This window comes from Psychrobacter sp. 1Y6 (genome assembly GCF_052258385.2).
In the GTDB taxonomy this organism is placed as follows: domain Bacteria; phylum Pseudomonadota; class Gammaproteobacteria; order Pseudomonadales; family Moraxellaceae; genus Psychrobacter.
Genome location: NZ_JBQQEW020000001.1, coordinates 1,297,892 through 1,310,100, shown reverse-complemented (window position 1 = coordinate 1,310,100; position 12,209 = coordinate 1,297,892). Strand labels below are relative to the sequence as shown.

Below are 12,209 nucleotides of genomic sequence, written 5' to 3'. Positions count from 1 at the left end.
TTGGAACTACTGTAAACATCCAATACTTTTGCACTTAAGACTGCTAATGTAAGGTTGTTAAATACCAACTAACTATAAAGACACTACTAAAAAGGATAAGAACTATGTCAACAGATTATGCTCAAAAAATTCAAGCCGGTACTACGTTTCCTGAAATGGAAGTACAAGTATTAAACGGTGAAATGACTTCATTAGGCAAACCTGAAAACGGTCATGATTGGAAACTGGTCGTTGTATACCGTGGTAAGCATTGCCCAATTTGCACAAAATACTTAAATACCTTAGAGACAGTAAAACAATCTTTCTATGACGTCGGCGTCGATATCATCGCAGTATCTGCAGACAGCAAAGAGCAGTTAGAAGGTCATCTAGATCAGATAGATGTTAGTTTCCCTATGGCTTATGGTCTGACTATCGAGCAGATGAATACGCTAGGTCTATATATCTCTGACCCACGTTCAGAAAAAGAAACCGATCATCCTTTCGCTGAGCCTGCTGTGTTCGTTATCAATGCTGAAGGAAAAGTACACATTGTTGATATCTCGAACGCACCGTTCTCTAGACCAGATCTTGAAGCCTTGGCAAACGGTTTGGCTTTTGTTAGAAACCCAGAAAACAACTACCCTATCCGTGGTATGCACGGCTAATTGATATAGTAAATATAGAGTGTTGATTCACTCGATTATTTAGCTGATCAATATCTAACGGGTTAAATTATAGAGGGCGTATCGAGATAATTCTTGATACGCCCTTTATTTGTTTATTGATAACTTAATTGCTATCAAAATATTTAACTTCATTAGTATTTGCTCAGTACTAATGTTTGAGTAGTAAGGTCAATCTATAAAAAGAGGTTCTAGACGAAACTCATAGACTAGCCAGCATATAAGGGCTATATTTGAGCTCGAAATATCATCATCAACATTTTCCCTTTTGAATAATCTATATTTCTTTTTTCATCGGTTGGTTTTTATAAATAAAACAGACTGTTTTTATGGTTTGATTTGTCTTTCTTTTTGGCTAAATCTTGATACGATCGTACGTTCTGATTTATCAATGCTGTTTATTATTTGTTGTTAACACTCGTACACTGAGATTGATTTCTGCTAAAATCATGCAGCAACATTATCAATATCTCATCATAGATATGAGTAAAAGGATTCGATATGCGATTGAAATCAATCGTTCAAAAACTACATGAACGCGCTCCAAAATTGGGCAAAGCTGCCTCACTGACGACAGCAACCAGTGTGATTACCTTTAATAGTATGTTAGCTGGGCTACCTGTCTGGGTAATGGGTGCTACCAAGGCTATCACCGGTGCTGCCATCGCTGACAAAGCCGTTATCGATGTGACGAACTATTGGATCAATAGTAACAATGCATTGATCGATAACGTATTACCGCGCAAAGACTGGCGCATTAACTTACCTGATGATGTGCATACCAACGGTAAGTATCTATTGGTTAGCAATCATCAGTCATGGGTTGATACCAGTATCGTGCAATATATCAGCGAAAAACGTTTGCCATTAACGCGCTTTTTTACCAAGTTTGAGCTCATATACATCCCTGTCATTGGTCAGGCTTTCTACTTTCTCGACTTTCCTATGATGCGTCGACATTCTAAAGAAGCCATCGCTAAAAACCCTGCTCTAAAGGGTAAGGATATCGAAGAAGCGAAACGAGCATGTGCGTTGCTCAAGGACAAGCCTTTTACGCTATTGAACTATCTAGAAGGGACTCGCTTTACCGCTAGCAAACACGATAAACAAGAATCCCCTTATACGCATTTACTTAAGCCACGCGCTGGCGGGTTATCACTGGCTATGAGTGCATTAGGGGAAGAGATCGATGGGATTTTAGACATGACGATTGTCTACCCTGACGGTGTACCCACTTATAGCGATCTATGGAAAGGTAATATCAAACGTTTAGGCGTCGATGTGCGACATATTGAGATACCTGAAGATCTGTTCACTGCGATTAAAAACGGCGGTTATGAAACAGATGAAGCGATAAAAGCACAGATGTTTGATTGGGTAGAGCAAATATGGCATCAAAAAGATCAACTTATCACAGAAATGCTGGCTGATTTTGAAAGCAAAGATACTATCAAAACAAGTGATCTTTGATACTTTTACCTAAAGATACTCATATATAGATAAGAATTTCTCATAGTGTACTAAGTTCTAATACAGATAATTTGGCACCTCATGACTGAAAAGTTGACGTGCCAAAGTTTTTGATAATGTATGTTTCAATAACTAGCTATCAATAACGAAGTCATTCAAACCTCTTCAATGTCTAAACCAATGACATAATTAAGATGGCCAGTTTTTAAGTATATGGTTGCGCCCTCTACCCCTGTTTTTATTTGTACATTTGTATCTACCGGTAGGCGTATCCAACTATCCTGCTGATATACCTGTCCACCCTCTATTAGCTCGCCTGCTACAACTAATATTTCTGCACCGCCATGGACTGTCTCAGTGAATAGTAACTCGCCTGCATCGATACGCTGCAGACTAACGTGCTCTACCCCATCGGAAAAAAGCGGGCAAACAGTACGGTTAGCTTGTTGCTGCCAATTAGCATCATTATAAGTGTCGATAGCCACGTGCTGCGTTTCGTCAGACGACATTTGCCTCAATTTAACGAAAATAACAGCACCTTCGTCACTATAAGGCCGATGACCTGAAGACGGTGGGTTACGTAGATACCAACCTGCTGGATAATGAGTGTCATCTGCAGAAAAAGTGCCGGACAATACCAATATCTCTTCGCCGCCTGGATGCAGATGATGCGGGAAGTAAGAGTTTGGCGCGTAACGCACAAGACTGGTAGCGCGGGCCTTCTCCGCGCCCACACGATCAAGCATCACACGCTCTACACCATTTTGTGGTGACTTAATCCATTGATGTGCTTCGGGGGCCAGTGAAGCACGTTGTGAAAAATCTGCATTAATTAGCATAAAGTATTCCAAAGGTATTAAATGATTAGGGCGTACCCACAATATGAAACTGAGGACACGCCCTAGACGATAAACATAAATATATAACGTTATTACCGCACTAGAATGACCGGCGATAACGTGCTAGCGATAATTTCTGTCGTTGTACTACCGAGAAACAGTTGCTGCCATTTCGAATGTCCGTACGCACCCACCACCATAATGTCGACATTGTTTTCTACCTGAAACTTTAACAATCCGTCCACCGCATCAGAAGCAGATAAGTGATGTGCTTCAACAACAAACCCAGCATCTTCTAACTGTGCGGCGGCGGCGCTCATACTTTGCTTAGCAGCGTCATTATGATTGCCTACCATTACGATATGGCCTTTCAGACCTTTTAATAGTGGACTTTTTGACACCATTCGTGCCGCTTTAATAGAGGTTTTGCTACCATCAAAGGCAATCATATAGGAGCTTGGCTCTTCAAATTTCTCTGAGCAAATCAATATAGGAATATCTGACCCACGAGCGACCGTCTCGATTTGACTACCAATATTGATCCGACTGTTCTTATGATCTTCTCCGCGGCGTCCCATCACAATCGCACGATTTTCTTCTTTAAAATGCTCAATACTAGGAAGCAGTTTGCCGTGGCGTTGATAAACGCGAACATTGACATCAGCGAAACTGCTTTGAATGTGGCTTTTTGCATCTTGTACCAACGCATTACTATAGCTGTTGACGACTTTTGCTCTTTGTTCATCCAATTGGGACAATTCTTCTAACAAAAACTGACGGCTATTGATGCCTATAGCACCTGATAAATCCCGTCTGGTCGATACTGGTATGTCACTGACATGCAATAATCCAACAGGTACGTTTAGTTTACTGGCATACCATGCTGCATAGTCACAAACCGATTCAGTCACTGCCGAGCCGTCAATACAGGCCAAAATGTGCTGTGATGTTGTCATAATCTGTCCTTAAATTTAATTATTTAATCCTATACAGCTTGTTAGATCTGACCAAGCTATGCTCTTTGGCTTATGTTCTTTAACTTATACTCTTTAGCTTACGTACTCTGATTGGGGTATGTTTCATTTACCTTATAATAGTTATTTTTCAAAAATTATCTTATCAGGTAAATTTACCCCTTCATTTGATAATAACCAATTTACACGGCTTCATCCAGCGATGTGTGCGACCCTTTTGCAATAATTGCAATTTGTTACTGACAGCATCGTGCATGGCTCACCGCAGACTGATATCTAGCTATATATAAAGTCTTATCATCGTCTGACCACATGCGCTAGCAAAGTTTGCTACAATGTATTTTTTAGCATTTATGATTTCGGTATCGTTATTTAGGTGATTGGATTATGGCAAAAAATGCCCTACAGGCTCAATTATTAAAGGCTGGCTTGGTTGATAGCAAAAAGGCCAAGAAGATCAGCAAGCAAACGCAACATGCCAAGCGTACTGGTGACTCAGAAAGCGTGGAAGCAAAAAAAGCGTTGGCAGAGGCGCAAGCTCAAAAGCTAGAAAAGGATCAAAAGCTTAATCAAGAAAAACAGCGCGTATTGGAAGAGAAAGCATTAAAGGCCAATATCGTCCAAATGATTAAGCAGCATCAGATTACTGAGACAGAAGGTGAAGTCAGCTATCAGTTTGTCGATGAGTCCAAAGTAAAGAAAATTGCTATCACTCAGAAACTATATGATCAAATCGTGGCTGGCCACGTAGTTATCGCACGCTTGGAAGAAAGCTACGCGCTATTACCTCGTCCATTGGCTGACCGTATCGATTCAAAAATGGAAGGCTTTATGGTTGTGTCCAATGACACTGCTGAAGAAGCATTGGCAGAAGATGATCCGTATGCCGCTTATGTGATTCCAGATGACTTGATGTGGTAAGGCATTATTTTACTGCTGTTGGCTTTACTATAGTGTTATAAGCATCTCCTCAAAAGCCCTTTATAGAATTTACGTTCTATAAAGGGCTTTTTGCGTTTATACGGGTTAGGCAAATCTTTATAGCGCAAGATAAACTTTAAATGTGTCGATAGACTCAATCAAACGTACACAAATCGAGCTTCTTTAACCTAACATTGCTGGTTTGGTTAAAGAAAGTAACCCAACCCTATAATTGCTAGAATATGGATATATTCAACTTGAACAGTTATTCAATAACCACTACAATGCGTTTTTAGTACATTTTGTGGTAATACTTTGTTTATTTTTGAGTAATCACTCAACATTGTTCATATTTTACCTGTGTTTGTTACCTGATAGTTCGGTGCCATCGTGCCCGTTTTATTTGCTTAATTTGTTCCAATTCACTTTTACTTTTTCTCAAAAAGAGATAATCCATGCCAAAACATTTGCCACTCTCACTATTGTTTCTTCGCCTTGGTGTTTTCATCGTATTCTTCTTTTGGACACTCGACAAATTTGTAAATCCTGAGCATGCCGCCAATGTGTTTGCTAAATTCTACGCTTTAGAAAACTTGGGCATCACCATTGTTTATTTGATTGGTAGCTTACAAATTATTCTTATCTTCTCGTTCGTCATGGGTTTATTCAAAAAATGGACCTACGGCATCATTTTATTACTACATGCCGCTTCTACATTTGCCTCCTTTGGTCTTTATCTAACGCCTTTTGATAACTTGCTGTTCTTTGCTGCATGGCCGATGCTGGCAGCCTGTTTGGCTCTCTTCCTAATGAGAGACTATGACACCCTAACATTGGGTAAAAATACGTCTCCAGTATAAATGTCAGCGGCAGTGCTTATTGCTTAAGTAGTATAAATATCAGACAGCAAGACATAATTTATATACTATTAAGACTGCCGACTTAATTTTTTTATCGTAGTTAGGCGATTCAGACAATTCGATTTGATCGCCACGGTACTCAAATATTGTTACTTAAGTATTGTTACTTAAGTTTAGTTATTCAGATGATGAGTATTCTACAGTTTGAGTAATAACTACGATTTTAGCCTTTGCTCCCTTATTTGGCCGGATTTTCCATGATTAAAAGAATATTTTTAATACTATTAATATTGATATTAGCGGCAAGCTTTTTTTATTTTGACCTAAATCAATTATTGACGCTTGATGGCTTAAAAGGGTCGATGGCGCAATTTAATGAATACAAAGCGCAGTCACCGCTGTTGATTATCGGTGGGTTTTTCTTACTATATGTTGTCGTTACTGCCCTCTCCTTACCAGGCGCTGCGATTTTGACGCTAGCCGCGGGTGCGCTATTTGGTTTGGTTCAGGGCTTACTCGTTGCCTCATTTGCATCGAGTATTGGTGCGACCATTGCCTTCTTGGCATCGCGGTATTTACTGCGTGATACCATCAAACAGCGCTTTCCTGAGCGGTTGGCAGCTATTGATGCAGGCGTCGAAAAAGAAGGTGGATTTTATTTATTTACCTTACGTCTGGTACCCATATTTCCATTCTTTTTGATTAACCTATTGATGGGTGTAACGTCTATTAAAACATGGACTTACTACTGGGTCAGTCAAATCGGCATGCTGGCTGGAACGTTTGTCTTCGTCAATGCAGGGACACAGCTGGCACAGATAGACAGCTTATCGGGTATTTTATCTTTCAACTTAATTGTCTCGTTTGCGTTATTAGGTTTCTTCCCATTAATAGCAAAAGGAGTGTTGAACATGTTTAAAAAACGCCGTGTTTATAAAGGCCATACCAAACCTAAAAAGTTCGATCGCAATATGATTGTGATTGGCGCAGGCGCTGGTGGATTGGTCACAAGCTACATTGCCGCAGCAGTCAAAGCGAAAGTCACACTGATTGAAGCAGGTGAGATGGGCGGCGATTGTCTTAATTATGGCTGTGTACCTAGTAAAGCCATCATTAAGAGCGCAAAAATCGCTGACCAAATTCGTCATGGGGAAAACTACGGTCTAGAGAACACCGTACCGCAGTTTTCGTTCAAAAAAGTGATGGCACGCGTACACAAAGTAATTGCAGATATCGCACCGCATGACAGCGTCGAGCGTTATACCAATCTGGGCGTCGATGTGGTCAAAGGCTATGCTAAATTGATTGACCCATGGACAGTAGAAATTCAACTAAATGACGGCGGTATGCAAACCCTAACAGCACGTACTATCGTTATCGCCACTGGCGCTCGCCCATTTGTACCACCTCTGCCAGGTATAGAAGAAACAGGTTACGTAACCAGCGACACGCTATGGACTAAGTTTGCTGAGCTAGAAGAAGCTCCGAAAAAGCTAGTAGTACTGGGCGGTGGTCCAATCGGTAGCGAGCTTGCTCAAAGCTTTGCTCGATTGGGTTCTAATGTGACGCAAATTGAGATGAGCGATCGCATTATGGGCAAAGAAGACCTTGAAGTGTCTACCTTTGCTCACCAGTCGCTCACTGAAAGCGGTGTCAATATTTTGACCTCACATCAAGCGATGCGCTGCGAGATGCGTGATGGTAAAAAATACATCATCGTCAAACACAATGAAACAGAAATCGATATCGAGTATGATGAGCTACTTTGTGCCGTTGGTCGTAGCGCACGTCTTGAAGGTTATGGTTTAGAAGCGCTAGGTATCGAAACCAATCGTACGATTGTGACCAACGAATATTTAGAGACGTTGTATCCCAATATTTTTGCCGCGGGTGATATCGTCGGTCCATACCAGTTTACTCATGTCGCTGCCCATCAGGGTTGGTACGCCGCAGTGAATGGTTTATTTGGCAACCTGAAAAAGTTTAAAGTAGATTATCGTGTGATTCCTTGGGTTACGTTTATCGACCCAGAAGTCGCTCGTGTCGGTATCAACGAGCAAGAAGCCATTGATAAAGGCATCGATTACGAGATTACTCGTTTTGAGTTTGAAGAGCTGGATCGCGCCATTACGGATAGCGCGGCTAAAGGTTTTATCAAAGTCATTACGCCAAAAGGTAAAGACAAAATATTGGGCGTTACGGTGGTGTCTGAACATGCAGGCGACCTAATCGCTGAGTTTGTACTGGCAATGAAACATGGTCTGGGTCTCAACAAAATATTGGGCACCATTCACAGTTACCCTACTTGGGCAGAAGGCAACAAATATGCCGCTGGTGAGTGGAAACGTGCTCACGCCCCTGAGACCGTATTGAGTTGGTTAGAAAAATACCATACTTGGCGTCGCGGTTAATTAATGACAGTTAGTTAATGGCAGTTTGCTCGTAGGCATCGTTAAATGATGCGACTGGTAGGAAAGCTCTAAAAAAAGCCGAACAAAGCTGGTTTAGATTTCGTAGTATCTGTTTGGTTTGATATGACAGCCTATGAGATCTTTACCGGCTTTACTAACATTTAAATCATAACGGAAACTTGAATGCACGTTATTACCGCTTTACCGATGCTCAAACGTCTTACGCGATATAGCACCTACGCTATGGTGATGAGCATTTGTATTGGTATATCAGCAAGCACTGCATCACCTACTACTGCCAATATTAACAAAGACCTATCACCTTGGCAGCAGATAGAAGCCAAAGGCAGCAATCAAGACGTCTACTTTTATGCATGGGGCGGTGATCCGCAAATTAACGCCTATCTACAATGGGTCGCCGATCAAGTCGATGATAAATATAATATCAACTTAGTCCATGTTAAATTGAGCGACACCAGTGAAGCAGTCAGTCGGGTACTCGCAGAAAAATCCGCTCACAATGACGATCAAGGCAGCGTGGATCTCATATGGATTAATGGTGCTAACTTTGCCACCATGAGTGAAAATTCATTATTACTCAAACAATGGGCAAACAAACTGCCCAATTTTGCGTTGACGGACCCAGAAAATAATCCAACCGTAAATTTCGACTTTGGTGTGCCGACCAACGGCATGGAAGCACCATGGGGACAAGCCTCTCTGACGTTTTATTATGACAGCTTGTCGACCAGTAAACCGCCAACAACGCTAACTGAACTGACTACTTGGACAGCACAAAACCCTGGCCGTTTTAGCTACCCAAAGCCACCTGATTTTTTGGGTATGAGTTTCTTAAAATACGTCTTAGTTATGCTGCATGAGCAACAAGACGCTCAAATGGGTAAAAATATTAGCGCACAGCTCAACTTGCCTGCCACTGAAGAAAACACCGCGCTCGTATTAGATCCGCTATGGGCATTTTTGGATAACTTTCATCCAACCTTATGGCGTAATGGCGAGCAGTTCGTGCAGACAGGTGCACAAATGCGACGCTTGGTCGATGATACGGAGCTGAGTCTCGCCTTTACCTTTTCAGCACCAGAAGTTCCTGCGGCCGTGCAGCGTTATGACTTACCCCAGAGCATTCGCAGCTATGCGATGAGTGACGGCAGCTTAAGCAATACTCATTTTGTCGCTATCCCTTATAACGCTAGCCATCCTCAGGCGGCACAATTAGTAGCCAACTTTTTGATGAGTCCAGAAGCCCAAGCAAAAAAACAAACCCCTTCGGTATGGGGTGACAAAAGCGTACTGGTTCAATCTACACTTAGCCCTGCACAACAAGCTTTATTTAAAACCAAGCAGCCTCATCCAAGCGCCCTGCCCTTTGACAGTGTCAAACGCACGGTAAGCGAGCCGCATCCAAGTTGGGTAGAGGCCATCCAGCAAGGCTGGCAAGCACGTTATGGGGTGAGTCCATGAGCCAAGGTTTTGATAAAATAACGAAAAAAGGTGATAGCCCTAGACCTATTACGCTTGAGAAAAAAGACCTATTTACGCGTATCGTGTCTTTTAGTCCTAAACTCTTAATTCTTATATTAATATTACCGGTACTCTGTGGCCTCATCTGTGTACTGCTGCCCGCCCTGAGCTGGCTTCCTGCCCTAGAAAAAACAACCTTGAATCTGCAAGGATTTATAGACCTATGGCAAACGCCTGGCATCACGCAGATGGCTGCATTAAGTCTTGCTACAGGACTTATCAGCACCTTACTTGCTTTTGTCATTGCCCTGATGATATTAGCCGCGTTCTTTAACAGTGTTTGGTTGCAGCGTATTGAGCATTTATTAAGCCCTATCTTGGTCATTCCTCATGCAGCTGCAGCTATTGCCGTTGGGTTTTTGATTGCGCCGTCAGGCATGTTTGCACGGCTCATCTCTCCTTGGCTAACTGGTTGGGAGATGGCACCCGATGGTATGTTTCCACATGATCCATACGGTATCAGCATCATCTTGGGTTTAACCTTAAAAGAGCTGCCGTTTTTGCTATTAATGGCTTTGGGCGCGCTGGCTCAGCCTGAGCTTGGCAAAAAACTGCGTCAACAATATACCGTTGCGCTCAATTTAGGTTATTACCCAATTACTGCCTTTTTTAAGGCGGTCTTGCCACTGTTATATCCTTTTCTACGTTTACCAATTTTAGCAGTGCTTGCCTATGCCAGTGCGAGCGTTGAAATGCCGTTGATATTGGGCCCTAATACACCGCCAACGCTTGCCGTCTCTATCATACAATGGTTCAACGATGTCGATCTTACATTGCGTATCAAAGCATCAGCAGGGGCATTATTACAACTCGTACTGACAGCAGGGTTAGTCGCTTTTTGGCTGGGCGGCGAAAAAGCTATCAAAACAATATTTAGTGTTTCGTCAGTCAATGGTAAACGTCATTATGCAGATACTATCTGGCAAAAAATCACCGCCATTCTTACCGTAGGCGTGATTGGTTTTATGTTACTGTCACTCTCTGGCCTTGTATTATGGGCATTTGCAGGATTTTGGCGGTTTCCGGCGATGCTACCAGAGCAATTCGTACTATTACATTTTCAAAGTGCTTTTACTCAAATGAGCACACCACTGCTCAATACGCTTAGCATTGGGGCCGTCAGTACTGCCTTTGCTGTTTTTCTGACTTTGCTATGCTTGGAAGCTGAGCAACTGAGTGCTAAACCACTGTCACACTTCACCAGTTTTATTATTTACTTACCGCTACTGGTACCAAGTATCGCGTTTCTATTCGGCTTAGTATGGTTACAGCAGTTGGCCAATCATCAATCGGAATTTTTTAATGTGGCATTTGCCCATCTTTTATTCGTGCTACCGTATGTGTTTTTATCATTGGCCAGTAGCTATCGACGCTTAGACTCACGTTTTGCTCATGTGGCCGCAAGCCTTGGCGCTGCCCCTATCAAAGTGTTTTTTCAGATAAAACTGCCGCAGCTATTTGCCCCTATCTTGATTGCCATTGCTCTCGGTCTAGCGATCAGCTTTGGTCAGTACTTGCCAACTCTATTGGCGGGCGGTGGACGTATTGCCACTATCACAACAGAAGCGGTGACATTGGCAAATGGAGCCAGTAGGCGTACCAGTGCCGTCTATGCCATTATGCAAATGGCGCTACCGCTCATCGGTTTTATATTGGCTTGGATGCTACCCAAATACTTTTTTAGAAGTGGCGCACGGTAGCAGGGTTTACCATGACATGAATAAGAGCAATTGTGAAAATCAGCCGTTATGCAAAAACTAGCCACTAAAAATACTAAAATCATTAGTCATAGAAAACGCAAATAAAGGGTTCCTGATGCCATCATCTCTACAGATAAAAGACTTACAGCTGTTTCGTCAAAACGAGCAGTTATTGAGTATCAATGAGCACATCGCTGGTGGCGACATCCTAACCGTGATGGGCCCTTCTGGTAGTGGCAAGTCCAGCTTACTGAACTGGCTAACAGGCACTTTGGCGAGCGATTTTACTGCGACGGGTACTGTCTGGTTAAACGATAAAAATGTGACTCACCTGCCTGCGCATTTGCGCCATATTGGTGTTCTGTATCAAGACGCACTGCTGTTTTCACATCTATCCGTCGCAGGCAACATTGCTTTTGCCATGCCAAAAGGAAACAAAAAACAGCGAGTTGAAAAAATAGCGCAGTCTTTAGCGCAAGTGGGCTTAGAAGGGATGGGAGATCGTCACCCTGATAACTTATCAGGTGGTCAACAAGCACGTGTCGCCCTACTACGCACGCTACTGAGTGAGCCCAAAGCGATACTACTTGATGAGCCGTTTAGCAAACTTGATACTCAATTGAGGATGGATACGCGGCAATTGGTATTCGATCAGATTCGTACTCATAAGTTGCCTGCTATTATGGTCACGCACGACCAAAGCGACGCTGAAGCAGCCAATGGTAAGGTTATTTATGTAGGACAATAGTTTTGGACATCAGAGTCAAATATCAACGCTAAGCACCCAATCAAAGTACCAAAATAAGCAAAATATAAAAGGCAGCTCG

Annotated in this window: 10 protein-coding genes; 8 read left to right on the top strand and 2 right to left on the bottom strand. The window is 42.4% G+C overall.

Features of this window, described 5'->3' with window-relative positions; translation table 11 throughout:
- Positions 1-104: 104 nt before the first annotated feature.
- Complete coding sequence (locus ACTXGF_RS19265) at positions 105-647, top strand: peroxiredoxin-like family protein (protein ID WP_101205252.1); 543 nt, start codon at positions 105-107, stop codon at positions 645-647.
- 519 nt (positions 648-1,166) lie between these two features.
- The gene (gene yihG / locus ACTXGF_RS19260; RefSeq protein WP_443534127.1) at positions 1,167-2,135 is read left to right on the top strand and encodes a 1-acylglycerol-3-phosphate O-acyltransferase, YihG family; all 969 of its coding nucleotides are present in this window, start codon (positions 1,167-1,169) and stop codon (positions 2,133-2,135) included.
- A 155-nt stretch (positions 2,136-2,290) separates the two neighbouring features.
- On the opposite strand, the gene ACTXGF_RS19255 is transcribed toward yihG, so the two are convergent.
- Positions 2,291-2,974, bottom strand: a complete 684-nt coding sequence (locus tag ACTXGF_RS19255) for a cupin domain-containing protein (RefSeq protein ID WP_443534125.1) — start codon at positions 2,972-2,974, stop codon at positions 2,291-2,293.
- 92 nt (positions 2,975-3,066) lie between these two features.
- Complete coding sequence (locus ACTXGF_RS19250) at positions 3,067-3,930, bottom strand: universal stress protein (RefSeq protein WP_443534124.1); 864 nt, start codon at positions 3,928-3,930, stop codon at positions 3,067-3,069.
- Between the two features lie 405 nt (positions 3,931-4,335).
- On the opposite strand from ACTXGF_RS19250, the gene ACTXGF_RS19245 reads away from it, so the two are divergent.
- The 6 genes from ACTXGF_RS19245 (at position 4,336) to ACTXGF_RS19220 (ending at position 12,130) form a co-directional block, all read left to right on the top strand.
- Positions 4,336-4,869 carry a DUF2058 domain-containing protein gene (locus tag ACTXGF_RS19245; protein ID WP_102078489.1) on the top strand — a complete coding sequence of 178 codons (534 nt, stop codon included), beginning with the start codon at positions 4,336-4,338 and terminating at the stop codon, positions 4,867-4,869.
- A gap of 455 nt (positions 4,870-5,324) precedes the next feature.
- Complete coding sequence (locus ACTXGF_RS19240) at positions 5,325-5,729, top strand: hypothetical protein (RefSeq protein WP_102078490.1); 405 nt, start codon at positions 5,325-5,327, stop codon at positions 5,727-5,729.
- A gap of 362 nt (positions 5,730-6,091) precedes the next feature.
- Positions 6,092-8,140, top strand: coding sequence for a dihydrolipoyl dehydrogenase family protein (locus ACTXGF_RS19235; protein ID WP_443534123.1), 2,049 nt, complete (start codon positions 6,092-6,094; stop codon positions 8,138-8,140).
- Between the two features lie 183 nt (positions 8,141-8,323).
- On the top strand, positions 8,324-9,622 hold the full coding sequence (locus tag ACTXGF_RS19230; protein ID WP_443534121.1) for an ABC transporter substrate-binding protein: 1,299 nt from the start codon (positions 8,324-8,326) through the stop codon (positions 9,620-9,622).
- Positions 9,619-11,382, top strand: coding sequence for an ABC transporter permease (locus ACTXGF_RS19225; RefSeq protein ID WP_443534119.1), 1,764 nt, complete (start codon positions 9,619-9,621; stop codon positions 11,380-11,382). Before ACTXGF_RS19230 ends, ACTXGF_RS19225 begins: the two co-directional genes overlap by 4 nt.
- 115 nt (positions 11,383-11,497) lie before the next feature.
- The gene (locus ACTXGF_RS19220; protein WP_443534117.1) at positions 11,498-12,130 is read left to right on the top strand and encodes an ABC transporter ATP-binding protein; all 633 of its coding nucleotides are present in this window, start codon (positions 11,498-11,500) and stop codon (positions 12,128-12,130) included.
- Positions 12,131-12,209 lie beyond the last annotated feature (79 nt).